The sequence below is a fragment of the Methylocella sp. genome, assembly GCF_044226135.1.
In the GTDB taxonomy this organism is placed as follows: domain Bacteria; phylum Pseudomonadota; class Alphaproteobacteria; order Rhizobiales; family Beijerinckiaceae; genus Methylocapsa.
Map to the genome: position 1 here is coordinate 104,083 of NZ_JBGAHM010000003.1, position 16,303 is coordinate 120,385.

The 16,303-nt window shown below is 69.0% G+C and carries 17 protein-coding genes; 4 read left to right on the forward strand and 13 right to left on the reverse strand.

The window, feature by feature from the left end; translation table 11 throughout:
• Positions 1-5: 5 nt before the first annotated feature.
• On the reverse strand, positions 6-2,558 hold the full coding sequence (locus ACILRB_RS02620; protein WP_395664740.1) for a heavy metal translocating P-type ATPase: 2,553 nt from the start codon (positions 2,556-2,558) through the stop codon (positions 6-8).
• 174 nt (positions 2,559-2,732) lie between these two features.
• On the opposite strand from ACILRB_RS02620, the gene ACILRB_RS02625 reads away from it, so the two are divergent.
• Together ACILRB_RS02625 and ACILRB_RS02630 are read left to right on the forward strand one after the other, a co-directional pair.
• On the forward strand, positions 2,733-3,062 hold the full coding sequence (locus ACILRB_RS02625) for a polyhydroxyalkanoic acid system family protein (protein WP_395664741.1): 330 nt from the start codon (positions 2,733-2,735) through the stop codon (positions 3,060-3,062).
• A gap of 153 nt (positions 3,063-3,215) precedes the next feature.
• A complete protein-coding gene (locus tag ACILRB_RS02630) occupies positions 3,216-3,719 on the forward strand; it encodes a TOBE domain-containing protein (protein ID WP_395664742.1) in 504 nt (167 codons plus the stop codon).
• Here the strand turns inward: ACILRB_RS02630 and ACILRB_RS02635 are convergent.
• Entirely contained in the window at positions 3,649-4,113 is a 465-nt protein-coding gene (locus tag ACILRB_RS02635; RefSeq protein WP_395664743.1) for a winged helix-turn-helix domain-containing protein, read from the reverse strand. The two genes, ACILRB_RS02630 and ACILRB_RS02635, sit on opposite strands and share 71 nt — an antisense overlap.
• 171 nt (positions 4,114-4,284) lie before the next feature.
• Here ACILRB_RS02635 and ACILRB_RS02640 point away from each other — a divergent pair, with 171 nt between their 5' ends.
• Complete coding sequence (locus ACILRB_RS02640) at positions 4,285-6,228, forward strand: S9 family peptidase (protein ID WP_395664744.1); 1,944 nt, start codon at positions 4,285-4,287, stop codon at positions 6,226-6,228.
• Here the strand turns inward: ACILRB_RS02640 and folK are convergent.
• Genes folK through ACILRB_RS02655 form a run of 3 tightly spaced genes read right to left on the reverse strand, consistent with a single transcriptional unit; the run spans position 6,206 to position 7,783 of the window.
• Positions 6,206-6,733, reverse strand: coding sequence for a 2-amino-4-hydroxy-6-hydroxymethyldihydropteridine diphosphokinase (folK, locus tag ACILRB_RS02645; RefSeq protein WP_395664745.1), 528 nt, complete (start codon positions 6,731-6,733; stop codon positions 6,206-6,208). The two genes, ACILRB_RS02640 and folK, sit on opposite strands and share 23 nt — an antisense overlap.
• A complete protein-coding gene (folP, locus tag ACILRB_RS02650) occupies positions 6,714-7,577 on the reverse strand; it encodes a dihydropteroate synthase (protein ID WP_395664746.1) in 864 nt (287 codons plus the stop codon). The genes folK and folP overlap by 20 nt, the downstream gene beginning before the upstream one ends.
• Positions 7,574-7,783 carry a hypothetical protein gene (locus tag ACILRB_RS02655; protein WP_395664747.1) on the reverse strand — a complete coding sequence of 70 codons (210 nt, stop codon included), beginning with the start codon at positions 7,781-7,783 and terminating at the stop codon, positions 7,574-7,576. Before ACILRB_RS02655 ends, folP begins: the two co-directional genes overlap by 4 nt.
• Before the next feature lie 233 nt (positions 7,784-8,016).
• Between ACILRB_RS02655 and ACILRB_RS02660 the strand changes: the two genes are divergently transcribed.
• Positions 8,017-8,667, forward strand: a complete 651-nt coding sequence (locus tag ACILRB_RS02660; RefSeq protein ID WP_395664748.1) for a hypothetical protein — start codon at positions 8,017-8,019, stop codon at positions 8,665-8,667.
• A gap of 46 nt (positions 8,668-8,713) precedes the next feature.
• Here ACILRB_RS02660 and ACILRB_RS02665 read toward each other — a convergent pair whose 3' ends face one another.
• The 8 genes from ACILRB_RS02665 to ACILRB_RS02700 form a co-directional block, all read right to left on the reverse strand.
• Positions 8,714-9,571, reverse strand: a complete 858-nt coding sequence (locus ACILRB_RS02665) for a substrate-binding domain-containing protein (RefSeq protein WP_395664749.1) — start codon at positions 9,569-9,571, stop codon at positions 8,714-8,716.
• Positions 9,571-10,053 (reverse strand): c-type cytochrome, methanol metabolism-related, encoded by a 483-nt coding sequence (locus ACILRB_RS02670; protein ID WP_395664818.1) that lies wholly within the window; start codon positions 10,051-10,053, stop codon positions 9,571-9,573. Before ACILRB_RS02670 ends, ACILRB_RS02665 begins: the two co-directional genes overlap by 1 nt.
• Before the next feature lie 134 nt (positions 10,054-10,187).
• Positions 10,188-11,993: a lanthanide-dependent methanol dehydrogenase XoxF5 gene (gene xoxF5 / locus ACILRB_RS02675; protein WP_395664750.1), complete on the reverse strand. Its 1,806-nt coding sequence runs from the start codon at positions 11,991-11,993 to the stop codon at positions 10,188-10,190.
• A 508-nt stretch (positions 11,994-12,501) separates the two neighbouring features.
• A complete protein-coding gene (locus ACILRB_RS02680) occupies positions 12,502-12,873 on the reverse strand; it encodes a hypothetical protein (protein WP_395664751.1) in 372 nt (123 codons plus the stop codon).
• Positions 12,874-13,300: 427 nt separating this feature from the next.
• Entirely contained in the window at positions 13,301-13,912 is a 612-nt protein-coding gene (locus tag ACILRB_RS02685) for a glutathione S-transferase family protein (RefSeq protein ID WP_395664752.1), read from the reverse strand.
• A 72-nt stretch (positions 13,913-13,984) separates the two neighbouring features.
• On the reverse strand, positions 13,985-14,521 hold the full coding sequence (locus ACILRB_RS02690; RefSeq protein WP_395664753.1) for a hypothetical protein: 537 nt from the start codon (positions 14,519-14,521) through the stop codon (positions 13,985-13,987).
• Positions 14,522-14,605: 84 nt separating this feature from the next.
• A complete protein-coding gene (locus tag ACILRB_RS02695) occupies positions 14,606-15,457 on the reverse strand; it encodes a 23S rRNA (adenine(2030)-N(6))-methyltransferase RlmJ (RefSeq protein WP_395664754.1) in 852 nt (283 codons plus the stop codon).
• A gap of 82 nt (positions 15,458-15,539) precedes the next feature.
• Complete coding sequence (locus tag ACILRB_RS02700) at positions 15,540-16,301, reverse strand: ribonuclease T2 family protein (protein WP_395664755.1); 762 nt, start codon at positions 16,299-16,301, stop codon at positions 15,540-15,542.
• Positions 16,302-16,303: the final 2 nt, after the last annotated feature.

Genomic DNA, 16,303 nt, shown 5'->3' on the forward strand with positions numbered 1-16,303 from the left:
GGCCGCTATTCGGCGGCCTTGGGCAGGTCGGCGAGGCCGCCGGCGGCGCCGTTCTCGACGGCGGCCGGCGGCGTCGGAGCGGCTCCGGCCGGAGGGGCGTAGCGCTTGAGGCGCAGCGCGTTGAACACCACGAAAACGGAGGAGAACGCCATCGCCCCCGCCGCCAGCATCGGCGACAGCATCACGCCGAACAGCGGATAGAGCGCGCCGGCCGCGATGGGAATGAGCGCCACGTTATAGGCGAAGGCCCAGAACAGGTTCTCCCTGATGTTGCGCATGGTGGCGCGGCTCAGGCCCACCGCCGACGCGAAGCTGCGCAGGTCGCCCCCGACGAGCACGACGTCCGCCGCCTCGATGGCGACGTCCGAGCCCTTGCCGACGGCGACGCCGATGTCGGCCGCAGCGAGCGCGGGCGCGTCGTTCACCCCGTCGCCGACGAAAATGACGCGACCGTTCTCGGTCTGCAGGCGTCGCACCTCGGCCACCTTGTCCTGCGGCAGGGCCTGCGCCAGCACGCGGTCGAGCCCGACGGCGCGGGCAATCGCGGCGGCCGTCTTCTGGGCGTCGCCCGTGACCATGACGAGCTTCATGCCGAGGCCTTTCAGCGTCTCGACCGCTTCTGCCGATCCGTCGGCGATCGGATCGGCGACGCAGATGAGGCCCGAAGGCTTTCCGTCGATTGCGACGTAGAGCGGGGACTTGGCCTCCTGCGTGAAGCGTGTCGCCTCGGCGGCGAAGCTCGAAACGTCGACGCCGAGCGTGTTCATGAAGCGGTCCGCGCCCACCGCGATCCGGCGCCCTTCGACCACGCCCTCGACGCCGAAGCCCGGCGTGGCGACGAAGCCGTCGACCGGCTTCAGGGCGAGCCCTTTCGCGCGCGCCATGGCGGTGATCGCCGCCGCGACCGGGTGCTCGGAGCGCGCCTCGACCGCCGCGACGGCGGCGAGCAGATCGTCGCGCGCGACGCCGTCGGCGACGACGAGGTCGGTCAGTTCCGGCGCGCCCCTTGTGACGGTGCCGGTCTTGTCGAGCGCGGCGGTGCGCGGCTCGGACAGGCGCTGCAGCGAATCCCCCTTGCGGAACAGCACGCCAAGCTCCGCGCCGCGCCCCGCGCCGACCATGATCGACATGGGCGTGGCGAGGCCCATGGCGCAGGGACAGGCGATGATGAGCACGGCGACCATGGCGACGAGCGCATGGCTCAGCGCCGGCGCCGGGCCGAAGATCATCCAGACGACGAAGGTGAGGGCCGCCGCCGCCATCACCGCCGGCACGAACCAGGCGACGACCCTGTCGGCCACGGCCTGAATCGGAAGCTTCGCCGCCTGCGCGGCCTCGACCATCCTGACGATCCTGGCGAGCGTCGTCTCGTCGCCGACGCGGGTGACGCGGAACGAGAGGCTGCCCGAGCCGTTGAGCGTCGCGCCGACCACCTCGTCGCCGACGCCCTTCGCGACGGGCCGCGCCTCGCCCGTCAACATGGATTCGTCGACATGGGAGGCGCCTTCGACCACGACGCCGTCGAGCGGAATTTTTTCGCCGGGCCTGACGCGCACGACGTCGCCCGCGACGATCTCGTCGAGCGGAGTCTCGACGGGCTCGCCGCCGCGCAGGACGAAGGCCGATTTCGCCTGCATCCCCATCAGCGTCTCGATCGCCGCGCCGGCCCGGCCCTTGGCCCTGGCCTCGAGCGTGCGGCCGAACAGGATCAGCGTGACGATCACCGCCGCGGATTCGAAATAGACTTCGGCCGTCCCGGCCGGGAACAGCCCCGGCGCGAACGTGGCGAGCGTCGAATAAAGAAAGGCCGCGCCCGCGCCGAGGGCGACGAGCGAGTTCATCTCGGGCGCGCCGCGCAGAAGCGCCGGGACGCCGGCCTTGAAAAAGCGCCAGCCCGGGCCGAACAGCACGGCGGCCGTGAGCGCGAAGGCGGCGACGCGCGCGTTCTGCATGCCGATCCGCGTCATGACGAAGTCATGCACGGCCGGAATGAAATGCGACCCCATCTCGAGCGCGAAGACGGGCAGCGTGAGCAGGGCCGCGATGAGCGTCGAGCGCGCGAGGCCGTCCGCTTCTTCGCGTCGCTCCTCGGTCCGCGTCGGCGCCTCGGCCTCGGGCGTCAGCTCGCGCGTCGGGTATCCGGCGGCCGTGGCGGCGCCGGCGATCGCGGCGGGCGTCGTCAGGGAGGCCACATAGCGCACCACGCCCTGGCCGGCGGCGAGGTCGACCGTGGTCTCGACGACGCCAGCGACGTTCTCGAACGCCTCGCGCACGGTCCGCACGCAATTCTGACAGCTCATATTGCCGATTTCGAAGGTCGCCGAAGCAAGCACAGCCGAAAAACCCGCCTTGTCGATCGCCGCGACGACCGCGTCGAGGTCGACCGGGCCGGCGAAAGCCACGGTCGCCTTCTCGGTCGCGAGATTGACCGCGACTTCGGCGACGCCCGGCACGGCGGCGACCGCGTTCTCGACCCGGGCGACGCAGGACGCGCAATGCATGCCCTTGATGGGCATGCTGACGCTGACGGCGTCTTGCGATGATTGAGACGCTGACATCTGATGCTCCTTCGATGCGGGCCGCATCGCGGACGCGCCGGCGAACCGAGGCTAGTTTCCGCGCCGGCCAAAGTCGACGCGCCGGCGCGTCGACTTTTGCGCGGCGACGCTATTTCGCCGGCCGCCCCCGCTCTCTACATAGGAAATATATGGGCAAGGGAGCGAAGGGCGTCCATGTCGAAATCGATCGTAATCACCGTGCCGCACCAACTCGGCGCCGCCGACGCCAAAAAGCGCGTCTGCGACCGCATCGAAATGCTGCGCAGCGCCTATGTCGACAAGGTGGCCCACACTGAAGTCAAATGGGTCGGGGACAAGGCCGACGTCAGGGTCGTGGCCTTCGGCCAGACCGTGACGGCGCAGATCGACGTCATGCCCGACCAGCTTCGGATCGAGGCGCAGCTTCCCTGGCTGCTGGGAACGATCGCCCACAAGGTTCAGGGCGCGTTGACGCAGAACGCCCGCGAATCGCTTCAGATCGGCTTCACGCCCCCCAAAAAATAGGCGTCCTGCGCCCGCCGCCCGGCTTCGCCTTCGTTCATGGGAAAGTCGCGGCTCGACAGCGCGCCCGCGCCGCGCCATAAAGCGAAAGGCGGCGCTTTCCCGCGAAGCCTCCGCCGCGCCTTTTGCATCGCGTCACCTGAGAGTCCGCACAGAATGACCGCCGGCGGCGACGCCGCATCCCCCAAGACGGCGCGAAACGCTCGCCCGCTTCTGGCCGCCATCCTCGTCGCCCGCGTGCTGCGCCATGATCCCGTCGCCGCCATGACGACGCTGTTCTTCGAGGACGGCGAACTGCGCGCGCCGCTGATCGACGACCCGGTCGGCGCGACGGTCGAGGTGCGGATTGACGCCAGCGACGTCTCAATCGCCCTGTCGCGGCCGATGGACGTCTCGATCACCAACCGCATGCCCGGCGAGATCGTCGAGATCGAATGGCTGGCGCCGCCCTATGTGCGGGTCACCTTCAGCCTCGGATCGACGCGCATGCATTCTCTGGTCACCGGCGAATCGGTCGAGCGGCTCGCGCTGGTCGAGGGCCTGCGCGCCTGGGTGATGATCAAGGCCGTGGCGATCTCGGGTCAGGACCTCAGCCGGCTTCGTTCGCCGGAGCGGCGACCCTGGCCTTCGGGTCGAAGCTCCAGTCGAGAGAGCCGGTGAGCTCGTCGAGCGACTTTTTGGCCGAGGTCGCCGCATGGCGGCCGATCGAACGATAGAGCGCCACGAGCCGGTCGCCGAACTGGCTGATCTCCGCGCCGCCGCTGCGCCGTCCCGGATAGGTCATGATGACGGGCGATTCGAAGCAGCGGTTCAGCATGTCCGCGACGAGCCAGCATTTGCGATAGGACAGCCCCAGCGCGCGGCTTGCGCCGATGATCGAGCGCTGCGAGCGGATCGCCTCGATCACGGCGAACTCCTCTTCGCCGAACCAGCCGCCGTTCGGCAACCGCAGTTCGATCGCAAGCGCCGCCGCCTCTCCCCTGTCCGGACGCCTGCGCGACGGCTCGGCCTTGCCGGCCTCTTTCGCGTCCGCGTCGTTCTTCGGATTCAGCATTTGCGCTCCTGCGCCGCGGCTGACGACCAACGGTCCGCCGCGTTCAGCCGGCACGGAGGACCGAGCTATATTATCCTGTTCCGGGCCCGGAGCCAATCGCGCCGGCCCTTGTCCGTCTCCGCGCCCGCCGGCCATAATGCCGGCGCCCTTTCGACCGCGAGAAGCCCGCCCGTGACCAGCGAACACGTCAAGACGATTGCGCCCTGCGGCGCCTGGCCTTCTCCCGTCACGACCGAGCTCATGACGGCCACGGCGATCAGCCTCGGCGGGCTTTCGGCTTTTGGCGACGCCGTCTACTGGCTCGAAGGCCGTCCGGCCGAGGCCGGGCGGCAGGTCCTGATGCGGCGCGGCGCGGACGGGACGATCGTCGAGACGGCGCCGCCGGCGGCCAATGTCGGAACGCGCGTCCATGAATATGGCGGCGGCGCCTACGCCGTCGCCGCCGGCCTTGTCGTCTACAGCGAGCGCGGCGACGGCTCCGTCTGGCTGATCGAGGAAGCGTCCGCCCCGCGCCGCCTGCCGACGCCGGACGGCTGCCGCTACGCCGATTTCGAGTTCGACCCCGCGCATCGCCGCGTCCTCGCCGTGCGCGAGGATCATCGCGGCCGGCCGCCGAACGATCCGGAGGCGGCGATCGTCGCGCTCGCGCTCGACGCGCCGGGCGAGACGGTCCTGGTCCGGGGCCCGGATTTTCTGAGCTCGCCCCGCCTGTCGCCGGACGGCGGCGAACTCGCCTGGCTCGCCTGGGACCATCCCGACATGCCGTGGGACGCGACGCGCCTTTATTGCGCCGCGCTCGACGCAGGGGGCGCGCCGGGAGTCACGAGCATAATCGCCGGCGCCGGCGCGCCGGAGGCGATCGTCCAGCCCGCCTGGTCGCCGCAGGGCGTGCTGCATTTCTCGTCCGACCGCAGCGGCTGGTGGAACCTTTACGCGCGCTGCGGCGACGCCGTCGAAGCGCTCTGTCCCGTAGAGGCCGAGATCGGCGGCCCGCATTGGGTGTTCCGCCAGCGGTTTTACGCGTTCCGGCCCGACGGGACGATTCTCGTTTCGGTCGTGCGCGACGGCGTGCGCCGCGTCGGCCTGATCGAGCGCGGCGCGCTGCGCATGCTCGACGATTTCGGCCAGGTTCTCGACTGTCCGGCCCCGGTCGGCGCGGGCGCGGCCTATGTCGCGACGCCGCCCGACGCGCCGCCCTATGTGGCGTTTCGCGCCGCCCTCGCGGACCCGCCGGAGCGCCTGCGCGTCGCCGCGCCCTCCGTCCTGCCGCCTGAAACCGTCTCGATCGGCGAGCCGATCTCCTTCCCGACCGCGCATGGAGCGGGCCACGCCTTCTGGTACGCGCCCGCAAACCGCGACTGGCGCGGCCCGGACGGCGCCCTGCCGCCGCTCGTCGTGCTGAGCCACGGCGGGCCGACGAGCATGACGACCAATCATTTCAGCCTCAACGTCCAGTGGTGGACGAGCCGCGGCTTCGGCGTGGTCGACGTGAACTATGGCGGCTCCACGGGCTTTGGGCGCCCCTATCGCCGCCTGCTCGACGGCGCCTGGGGCGTCGTCGACGTCGCCGACTGCGAGGCGGCCGCCCTGTTTCTGGCGCGGCGCGGCCTTGTCGACGGCGCGCGCATGGCGATCCGCGGCGGCAGCGCGGGCGGCTTCACCACGCTCAAGGCGCTGACCTCGGGCGACGTGTTCAAAGCCGGCGCGAGCCTCTATGGCGTCGCCAACCTCATGCTGCTCGCGCGCGACACGCATAAATTCGAATCGCGCTATCTTGACGGGCTGATCGGCCCCCTGCCCGGCGCCGAGGCGCTCTACGCCGAACGCTCGCCGATCAACCATCTCGACCGGCTCGCCTGCCCGATCATTTTCTTTCAGGGAGCCGACGACAAGACTGTGCCGCCCAATCAGGCCGAGGCCATGGCCGACGCCATGAAGGCGCGGGGGCTCCCCGTCGCCTTTTATCTGTTTTCAGGCGAGGGCCACGGCTTCCGCAAGGCGGAGACGCTGAAGCGCGTGCTGGAGCTCGAGCTCGATTTTTACGGCCGTGTATTCGGCTTCGTGCCGCCGGGGCTCGCCGAGCGCGTGACCGTCACCGGGGGGAAGACGGCCTGAACCAGAGCTCGACGCCGTCGGCGCCGAGCTCGTCCGACGCCTCCTTCACGCTGCGCCCGCCGAGCGTCAGCCCGGGCGCGATCTCGGCCAGCGGCCGCAGCACGAAAGCGCGCCGGAACAGCTCCTTGTGCGGCAGCACGAGGTCCGGCGACTCGAACGCCGCGTCGCCATAGAACAGAATGTCGATGTCGATCAGCCTCGGCCCCCAGCGCAGGCCCGCCGTGCGGCCGATCTCCGCCTCGACGCCCTTGACCTCGGCGAGCAGGGCCTGCGGGTCGAGCCGGGTCGCGGCGAGCGCGCAGGCGTTGGCGAAATCCTCCTGGTCGAGATAGCCCCACGGCGCGGTGCGGTAGATCGAGGACACGGCCTTGATCCGCACCGCCCCGCGTTCCTCGAGCCTTGCGAGGCCAAGCGCGACATTGGCCGGCTTGTCGCCGATGTTGCTGCCGATCCCGAGGCCGATCGCGACCTCGCCCGGCGGCGCGTCAGGGGCGCTCGACGGCATCGAACACCCTGAAGGCCACCGCATGTTCGGCCGCGTCATGCACGCGGAAGATGGTCGCGCCGCGCGCCGCCGCGGCGAGATTGGCGGCGAGCGTCGCCACCAGCCGAGGCTCGACCTGCGCCGTCGAGCCGTCGGGCGCGAGATCGCGCAGCATGGATTTGCGCGACAGGCCGACGAGGATCGGCAGACCATAGGCCTTGAGCGCGCCGAGCCCGTGCAGCGCCTCGAAATTCTGCCTGCGCGTCTTGCCGAAGCCTATTCCCGGGTCGAGCATGAGCCGTTCGCGGGGAATTCCGGCTTTTGCGGCGATGGCGAGCGAGACGTCGAAGAAGCGGCGCATGTCGTCGACGACGTCCCGCGCGGCGTCGACGTCGTCGCGGTTGTGCATCAGCACCACGGCCGCGCCCGTCTCGGCGACGACCTCGGCCATCGCCGGATCGCGCTGCAGGCCCCAGACGTCGTTGATCACGCTCGCGCCCTGCTCCGCCGCGAAGCGGGCGACGCTCGCCTTGGAGGTGTCGACCGAAACCGGCACGGCGACGCCCTCGACGATCGCCCGCAGCACGGGCGCGAGCCGCGCGCGCTCGACCTCGGCCGGCACGGGCGTATGGCCCGGGCGCGTCGACTCGGCGCCGACGTCGACGATCTGCGCGCCCTCCGCCGCGAGCTTGCGCGCCTGGGCCAGCGCCGACTCCGCCGACAGGAAGCGTCCGCCGTCGGAAAAGGAGTCGGGCGTCACATTGACGATGCCCATGATGACGAAGCCCTCGCCGAGCCGCGCCAGAAAGCTGTCGCGCCGCGCCGCAAGGCTGCGGTCGCCAAAGGCGCCAAGCACCTCGCTCAAAGGTCGCTGCCTTCCTGCCCCGGATAGCTGCAGCGCCATTTCGTGACGAAGCGGCCGGGGTGACGATCGACCCAGTCGGCGATGGTCGGCGGCGCGTACATGGCGCATTCCGCCAGGCTCTGGCCCTGGTCGACGAAGACGAGATTGCGCTCCTCGCACAGACTGGGCTGCGCGCTGGCGCAGACGGTGAGCACCAAGGCCATCATCCCCATCGCCGTTTCCTCCTTGCGGCCTTCCGGCCTTTTGTTCAATCTTCGCGCCGAGCCGCAGGACGAACGCCGATCGCTTATGTTAGATGCGAAGCGGTCGGATGCGAAGACGCCCGTCCCCGGCGCCGCAGTTCTTTTCACTCTGGCGCAGCCACGCCGGCTCCGTCAATCTTCGGCCCCGCGCGCAGCCTTCGCCACGCCCGCGCGAATCGGGCGGCAGGGAGAGAAACATGCATATTTCGCGCGGAGCCGCCGCGGCCTGCGGCGTCCTGATCTCGTTCGCCGCGCTGTCGCCGTCATGGGCCGGGGAGACGCCGAAAGAGGCGGACAGGCCCGCGGCTTCGGACTGGCCCTGCAAGCAGATTCTCGTCGAAACCGTTTCGCCGGCGGCCGTGTGGTCCGGGCCGCCGATCGACGGCGTGGAATGGAGCAAGGACGAGACGGTCGCCCAGCTCGTCGCGCGGATTTCGGCGCGGCGCACGCCGGTCGAAACGGCCGAAAAAGAAATCGACGCCTTCGCCGCCGCCGCCGGCGCGCAGAAGACCGAAAAGCTCGTCGCGGTTTTCGCCGGCGCCTTTGAGACGCTGAACGCCGAACGCGCGCAGATCATCGACGGCCTGAAGCGCTTCGACCGCAAGCAGAAGGCGCTCGCCAAGACCATCCGCGCCGAAAACGCCGCCATCCAGAAAAAGGCTTCGGCGGAGCCTGGCATGCGCACGGACGTCGAGCCGGCGAACGACCCGGAGACGCAGAAGCTGCAGCTCGACCTGCGGCTGTTCGAGGAAGGGCGCAAGTCGCTGACCTTCGCGTGCGAGGCGCCGACGCTCGTCGAGCAGCGGATTTTCGCCGTCGCCCGCGCGGTCCAGGCTGCGATGGACTGACGCCGCGCAAAACGGCGAGGCGGGGCGGCGGCCCCGCTCCTGAAGGTCAGTTGGCCTTGACCTTGTCGCTCTCGTCAAGCAGCGGCACGCCGTAGGAGGCGAGGATCTTGTCGATCTCGGCCTGATTCTCGGCGATGAAACGGTTGAGTTCGCGCTTCCATTCCTGATCGGAATGGCGCACCGCCATGCCGACGCGATAGACCATGCGCGGCCCTTTGGTCTCATGCAGCAGCGGAACGACCTTGAGCGTGTCTTTTGAGTCGCGCGTCAGCGAACCGGCGATCGGGCCCCAGAGAATCGCGACGTCGATGTCTCCGTTCTTGAGATCCCTGATCATGTCGGCCGGCGGCGCGTCGGCGCGCGTGTCGACGACAAGCGGATAGGGCTTGACCGTCGACATGAGGCCGTTGAGCGCCACCATGGTGGCGGGCGGCGTGCCGGCGACGAGGCCGATCTTCTTGCCCTTGAGTTTCGGGTCGGACAGGGTTTCGACGCCGTCGAGGTCGCCGCCGGCCTTCACCACCAGGGCGTAGGACGCCCGGTAATAGGGGTTCGTCACCTGGGCGATGTCCTCGCCCTGCGGCATGCCCATGATCACGTCGCAGCGATGCGCGTTGAGCGTGTTGCGCACGAAGCCGGTCGAATTCGGATAATAGGCGTAGGCGACCGACTTGCCGAGCTTCTTTGCGAGCAGATCGGCGATCTTGTTCTCGAAGCCTTCGCCGGCTTCGTTCGAAAACGGCAGGTCGCGCGGATCTGCGCAGACCCGCAGCACGTCGGGATCGACGAGTTCGAGCGCGGCGTCGTCCGCGCCCTCGGCCAGCGCGCCCGGAGGCGCGCCGGCGGCGAGGACTGCGGCCAGCAGGCCCCCGAAAAGAAGCGAGCGAACCGGGCCCCGGGCCATCAGCTTCCCGCCAGACAGGCCTTCTCGGCCTCGGTCGCCGCGGGAGTCTTGTCGACGCGGCCGGCGGGACGCCCGCGCGGAATGGCTTCGGTCGAGCGCGCGCGCAGATAGACGTAGAGGTCGTCGATGTAGCACATGACGTTCTTGTTGTCGCCGAAGGCGGGCATGACGCTTTCGGTCGAGCTCGTGACGTTCTTGCGGCCGCCGACGACGATGCCGACGAATTCCGAATAATCGAATCGCTTCAGCGAATTCTTGAGCGCCGGGGCGTAGGTCGAGCCTTCGCCGTCGGGGCCGTGGCAGACATGGCATTCGGCGTGGTAGCGACGGAAGCCTGAATAGGAGAACCAGTCGAGCTTGCCGTCAGCCTCGACCTTGTAGGTCGGGTTTCCCTGCGCGTCGAACCATTCGCCCTTTTCGTTTTCCTTGACGGCGGTCGGATCCCCAGGCGGGTCGGCGAGGGCGGCGCCGGACGAGGCCAGCAGGAGGGCGAGCGAGAAGGCCCGAACGCGGAAGCTCTTTTGCACGAAACTTTCCTCTTTGCTTTTCCAACGCGCAAAGACCTCGGCGCAAAGCGCCGAGGTCCAGTCAGTCTTATGTCCTTGCAGACAGGCTGTTACTTTCCGTGCAGGGCAAAGACGGTCAACTGGCCGCCGAGCGCCGTGTAGTTCGACAGAGCCGCATAGCCGCCGACCGCGCCGAGACCGGCGTTCGGATCGGTGAGGCCGGCCGCGAGGCCGATGCCGGCCCAGCCGCCGACGCCCGAGAGCACGGCGACGTACTGCTTGCCCTTGTGCTCATAGGTCATGACGTTGCCGATGATGCCCGACGGCGTCTTGAACCTGTAGAGCTCGTCGCCGCTCTTGGCGTCGACCGCCTTCAGATAGCCTTCGAGCGTGCCGTAGAAGACGACGTCGCCCGCGGTGGCCAGAGCGCCCGACCACACTGAGAACTGCTCGGGCTTCGACCAGATGATCTTGCCCTTCTTGGCGTCCCAGGCGATGAAGTTGCCCATGTTGGTCGAACCCTTGGGCGGATACATCGACAGGGTCGCGCCGACATAGGGCTGGCCCGCCGTGTAGCTCACGCGGAACGGCTCGTAGTCCATGCACACGTGGTTGGTCGGCACGTAGTGCATCTCGGTGATCGGCGAGTAGGCCGAGGGCTGCTGGTCCTTGGTGCCGAGGGCCGCCGGGCAGATGCCCTGGGTGTTGAAGTCCTCGCCGCCATGGGCCGTCGAGAACTGCGGCACGACGAGCGGGCGGCCGTAGGTCTTCGAGCTCTTGTCCATGTCGACCTTGGTGGCCCAGTTCACCACAGGATCGTACTTTTCGGCGACGAGCAGTTCGCCGTTGGTGCGGTCCAGGGTGTAGCCGAAGCCGTTGCGGTCGAAATGGGTGAGAAGCTTGCGCTCCTTGCCGTCGATCTTCTGCTCGGTCAGCACCATCTCGTTGATGCCGTCATAGTCCCACTCGTCGTGGGGGGTCATCTGGTAGACCCATTTGGCCATGCCGGTGTCGGCGTCGCGCGCCCAGATCGTCATCGACCAGCGGTTGTCGCCGGGACGCTGCACCGGGTTCCAGGTCGAGGGGTTGCCGGAGCCGTAGTAGACGAGGTTCAGATCCGGGTCATAGGAGATCCAGCCCCAGGTCGTGCCGCCGCCGATCTTCCACTGATCGCCTTCCCAGGTGTTGGTGCCGGAATCCTTGCCGACGGCCTTGCCGAGCGTGGTGGTCTTCTCGGGATCCATCAGCGTGTCGGAATCAGGGCCCATCGAGTAGCCGCGCCACACGCGCTTGCCGGTCTTGAGGTCGTAGGCGGTCATCGAGCCGCGCACGCCGAACTCGCCGCCGGAGATGCCGATGAGGACCTTGTCCTTGACGACCTGCGGAGCCGCGGTGAGCGTCTCGCCCTTCGCCGCGTCGCCGTTCTTGACCGACCAGATCGGCTTGCCGGTCTTGGCGTCGAGGGCGACGAGGGTGTTGTCGGCCTGGCCGAGGAGGATCTTGCCGTCGCCATAGGCGACGCCGCGGGTGACGGTGTCGCAGCACATCACAGGAATGACGCTCGGATCCTGCTTCGGCTCATACTTCCAGATGATGCGGCCTTCGTTGTTGAGATCGAGCGCGTAGACGATGTTCGGGAACGGCGTCGAGAAATACATCACGTCGCCGATGACGAGCGGGTTGCCTTCGTGGCCGCGCAGCACGCCGGTCGAGAAGGTCCAGACGGGAACGAGATCCTTGACGTTCTTGTTGGTGATCTGCTTCAGCTCGGAGAAGCGATGATTGGCGTAGTCGCCTGTGGGCAGCGCCCAGTTCTTGGCGTCTTTCTGCAGGGCGACGACGCCGTCGTTCGCGAAGGCTCCGCCCGCCGACAGCGCAGTTACGGCGACGCAGGACGACAGTAGCAGTTTGCGCATTATTTCCTCCGGACCATATGTATGCGACTGCGGAGCTTATGTCTGCGTCCGGCAGCGCTTCTTGTTTGTGTTTCCGGCAGCGTGTCACCACCACAGCGAAACCGACGGCGCGATTTTCACCGCGCGGACGCCAGTCACGCTCCCGTCTTCGAAGAGAGCGACGGCCCCGACCTGCCGCTCATGAAGCCGGAAATCAACGGCCTCTGTATAATATGGCCGGACCTGCGACACAATAGTCCCGAAGGAAATGGAAAATTATCCCGAATGGTCGGACGGGCGCGTTTTGCCGGCCCCCCGAGCTGTCGCAACCTGCTGATCTTAAAGGCTCTACGCCAAAGGTAAGAGGCGGCGGAACGTCGTCGCCGCAGAACGGCGAGACGGGGACTCCCGCCCGGTCAATAGGTGATTTTTCTAATTGATCGAGAAAAAGTCATTCGAAGACTTGTGTTGCGACGCAACAGCAAATGTTGCATCGCAATCATGCTGTAGAGCGGAAGTGGAGCGACGCTCAGAAACAGCGAACTTCGGCTTCGGCCTGCGCGCGGCGCAACTCCTTCGCCATGTCCTGAGCCTGCGGACTGTTGCGGAACATGGTCCCGATCGCGCCGAGCGCGAGGTTCATGCTCCCGACCGTCTGGGCGGCCTCATAGCGTTCATAGGGCAGAAGACTCGCGATGACGTCGATGGCGCAGGAACAGCGATGCAGCGCGTCGCGCGATTCGCCGTTGGTCTTCATGCATACGAAGACATAGTCGGCGCGCGCTTCGGTCGGGTAGTCGTTGAGGGGCGCCGGCGCGGCGGCGCCGGCGGGGGACGCGGCGAGCGCGGCGACGACAAGAAGGACGTTAGAAAAGGCGACGCGGAGCGGATGCGGAGGCATGGCGGCCTTGCGGAGATGGGGCGCGCTGCGGCGCCCGAACGAGACGGCGCGGCGCGCAAAGACATAGCGCCGCGATGACCGCGCCGGCCGCTACGGCCGCGACCGGCTGCGCGGCGCCGGCCGCGCGCAGAAATCCATACAGGATCGTCGCCGGCGCGGCGCCGCCCATTAGATAGCTCGAACACAGGGCGAGAGAAAGAACGGCGAGCGACGCGAGCGACGCGCCGAGCCACAGCCGCACGATGACGGCGCCGGCGCGGCGCGCGCGCAGGACAAAAGAACGGATGGCCGGCATGGGACGCGCTCCTGCTGCAAGCCGCTGGCTGTCGCGCCGGACCTTCATCCGGCGCGTTAACCATGCCGCGCCCGCGCCGGGCGGGCTGTGTGCCAGCGCATGCCGGCGCACAGCCCGCCGCTGCGCGGCGGCCTACGCGGCCGTCAGCGCGAAGGCCGGCGTCTCGGCGGCGAAGGCGGCGAGCCAGGCGACGAGCTTTGGATGGCTTTCGCGCCATGCGCCGGCGAACCGCAGGTCGAGATAGCCGAGCGCGGCGGCGAGCCCGACGTCGGCGACGCTGCGGGCGCCGTCTGGCGGCGCGGCCTCGAAGGCCGCAAGCGCGCGCGCCGCCTTGCCCGCATGTTTCTCGATCCAGGCCGGATCCTGCTTGTCGGCCTTGCGCGCGCGGACCTCATAGATCTGCGCCAGGCTCGCCTCCATCAGGCCGTCGGCGAGCGCGGCCTGCGTCAACGCCCTGAAGCGCGCCGCAGGCTCGGCCGGAATGAGCCCCGCCCCGACCCGCCCGTCGCGGGCGGCGCGATGGTCGAGATAGTCGACGATGACGCGGCTGTCGTAATAGGTCGTTTTGTCGTCGAGGGTCAGCGTCGGGATCTTGCCCAGCGGATTGACCTCGAGAAGGCCGCTCGCCGGGTCGGACGTGTCGGTCGGGACGATCTCGATCTCGTCCGAAAGGCCGAGAAGCGCGGCGGCGAGCTGGACCTTCCTGCCGAAGGGCGAAGCGGGCGACGTGCGAAGCTGCATCATGTAAAAAACCCCGTGGGAGCGACGCCGCAGCCTTTACGGCGCGCGGCCTCCCCTGGCCAGAGCACGGGCGGCTTATTTCGCCGGCTGCGGCGCGGGACATGCGTAGATCGCGCGCACGCGCGACGACAGCCGCACCGCCGGATAGCCGTCCGCGACATGGCCGATCATGAAGGTCGCGCGCTCGCCCGGCGCCGCGTAGCCGCCGGCGCCCATGACGACCTCCTGAAGCTCCATGTTCTGGGTCGAGATCTCGACGCGGCGGATGATCTTGTCGGGCAGAACATTGTCGACCTCCCACAGGAAGGCGCCGGCGACGCCGACGACGGACGGGCTCGCCGAACGCACGCGCCGGAACTCCGCCTCGCTCAGCGGCGCAGCGGCGCAGGCGCGCAGGCTTTCGTCCTCTCCGAGCGCCGCGAGGCGTTGCTTCGCCTCGTCCTCGCACTGGCTGCGGCAGGCGGAGAGCGCCTCGCGAATCGCGCGGTCGTCCATGTCGGGCGCGCTCATGCGCGGCGTGAGGCAGGATTTGAAACACAGGTCGAGCGCGCCGGCGGGCGCCGGAGCGAAGCCGCAAACGGCGGCGAAGATGAGCGGCAAGCTTCTGTTCACGGCGCGGCCTCCGGCGCGGACCTCTCTCTATCGATCAAGAACGGCCGCGGCGGCGTTCCGGGCTCAGGCGCCCGAAAATAAACCTCAAGGAGCCGGCGCGAGCCAGTCGACGCGCCACGAGGCGCCTTGCGCGCCAAGGACGCGCGCAAGCTCCGGCAGGATCACGCGCGCTTCGTCGTCGAATCCGTAAGGCGGATTAACGACGACGAGCGCCGTGCGCGCCAGCGGGCCGCCCTGCGCGACGGGCGTGATCCCGAGTTCGAGCCGCAGGACGCCGCGCCCGAGCGGCTTCACTTCGTCGCCGAGACGGGTCAGGAAGGCCGGCGCCGAATCATCCTTCATCGGCAGCCACAGCATGAACGCCCCGGTCGGCCATTTGCGCAGGGCGGCGGGCAGCGCGCCGGCGAGCCGGGCGAATTCGCCGCGGTCCTCGAAGGGAGGGTCGATCAGCACGAGGCCGCGCCGCTCGGGCGGCGGGACGAAGGCCTTGAGGCCGAGATAGCCGTCGATCTCCACGGCCTTCGCCCGCGCGTCGCCCGAAAGCGCTTCGGCGAGGCGCGCGAACGCCTGCGGATGAAGCTCGCAGGCGATGAGCCGGTCCTGCCCGCGCAGCAGCGCCCGGGCGATCAGCGGCGAGCCCGGATAGGTCGGCGCCTCGCCCTGGACGCGCGGGGCGACAAGATCGAGATAGGGGGCAAGCAGGGCGAGCGCGTCGGCGGCGAGCGCGGCCTCGGCCAGCCGGCCGATCCCGGCGCGCCATTCCCCGGTCTTTTCGGCGCGTTCGCCCGAAAGATCATAAAGCCCGCTTCCCGCATGGGTCTCGACATAGCGCAGCGGCGCCGGCTTTCGCGCGAGATAAAGCAGCGCGCGGACAAGAAAGACATGCTTGAAGACGTCGGCAAAATTGCCTGCGTGAAAATCGTGCGCGTAGTTCACGAAAGCGCGCCGCCGGCTTGGCGGGCGACGGCGGCCGCGTCACGAACCGCCGACAGGCGCGGGCGACGAAGACGGCGAAAGGTCAAAGCGGCGCCGGGGCGACGATGGCGCCTGGCGGGCAGGCCGGCCGCGCGAGCTCGGGACAGGCGCGAAAGCCGCGCAGATCCCTCGTCATGCAGACCCGGACCTCGGCGAGCGCGTCGCCGCGACACACCACGCCGATCATGCCGGGGCGCAGACGCGGGTTGGCGGCGAGAAAGGCGCGCTCCACGTCGAGCCGCGTCCAGCTCTGGTCCTGCGTCGGCTTCAGGAAGGCCGGCGGCGTGACGACCATGTTCATGGCGCGGCGCGCGTCGGCGAAATAATCGGTCGGGCTTTTGCCCGAGCAGACGCCGTGCTTGCGCCATTCATACCGGGCGAGCGACTCGCTCGGATAGACGTCGGCCGCGGCCTGAAGCGCGAGGCGCGACGGCGTCTGCGCGCCGAACGGGCAAAACTGCGGATAGCCGCGCTCATATTGCGGCCAGAGCCCGTGCGTCACAAAGCCGAGGCCACCGCCCGGCGCGCACTGGCTTTTGGCGCGCGCGCCGGCCGGCGTGCGGCAGAAGCCGGGCGACCAGGACAGCGCAAGCACATAGAAGTCGAAGTCGCCGGCTGTCCCGCGCGCGCCGCGCGCCGCCCGGGCGGGGCGAACGCCTGTCGCCGCGGCCGCGTCCGTATGGTCGGCGCATTTGTCGAGAAGGCAGTCGTCAGCGCCGCCCGAAGCGTCGAACGCCCGCCCCGCCTGCGGCGCGAGGGCGGCGAGAGCCGCGGCGAAAAAGACCGCTGCGCGCGCGAACCGCATGG

Excerpts from the sequence above, each read along its gene's own strand:
- ACILRB_RS02620 (WP_395664740.1), bottom strand. The coding sequence starts at position 2,558 with ATGTCAGCGTCTCAATCATCGCAAGACGCCGTCAGCGTCAGCATGCCC.
- ACILRB_RS02625 (WP_395664741.1), top strand. The coding sequence starts at position 2,733 with ATGTCGAAATCGATCGTAATCACCGTGCCGCACCAACTCGGCGCCGCC.
- ACILRB_RS02630 (WP_395664742.1), top strand. The coding sequence starts at position 3,216 with ATGACCGCCGGCGGCGACGCCGCATCCCCCAAGACGGCGCGAAACGCT.
- ACILRB_RS02635 (WP_395664743.1), bottom strand. The coding sequence starts at position 4,113 with ATGCTGAATCCGAAGAACGACGCGGACGCGAAAGAGGCCGGCAAGGCC.
- folK (WP_395664745.1), bottom strand. The coding sequence starts at position 6,733 with ATGCCGTCGAGCGCCCCTGACGCGCCGCCGGGCGAGGTCGCGATCGGC.
- ACILRB_RS02655 (WP_395664747.1), bottom strand. The coding sequence starts at position 7,783 with ATGATGGCCTTGGTGCTCACCGTCTGCGCCAGCGCGCAGCCCAGTCTG.
- ACILRB_RS02660 (WP_395664748.1), top strand. The coding sequence starts at position 8,017 with ATGCATATTTCGCGCGGAGCCGCCGCGGCCTGCGGCGTCCTGATCTCG.
- ACILRB_RS02665 (WP_395664749.1), bottom strand. The coding sequence starts at position 9,571 with ATGGCCCGGGGCCCGGTTCGCTCGCTTCTTTTCGGGGGCCTGCTGGCC.
- xoxF5 (WP_395664750.1), bottom strand. The coding sequence starts at position 11,993 with ATGCGCAAACTGCTACTGTCGTCCTGCGTCGCCGTAACTGCGCTGTCG.
- ACILRB_RS02680 (WP_395664751.1), bottom strand. The coding sequence starts at position 12,873 with ATGCCTCCGCATCCGCTCCGCGTCGCCTTTTCTAACGTCCTTCTTGTC.
- ACILRB_RS02685 (WP_395664752.1), bottom strand. The coding sequence starts at position 13,912 with ATGATGCAGCTTCGCACGTCGCCCGCTTCGCCCTTCGGCAGGAAGGTC.
- ACILRB_RS02700 (WP_395664755.1), bottom strand. The coding sequence starts at position 16,301 with ATGCGGTTCGCGCGCGCAGCGGTCTTTTTCGCCGCGGCTCTCGCCGCC.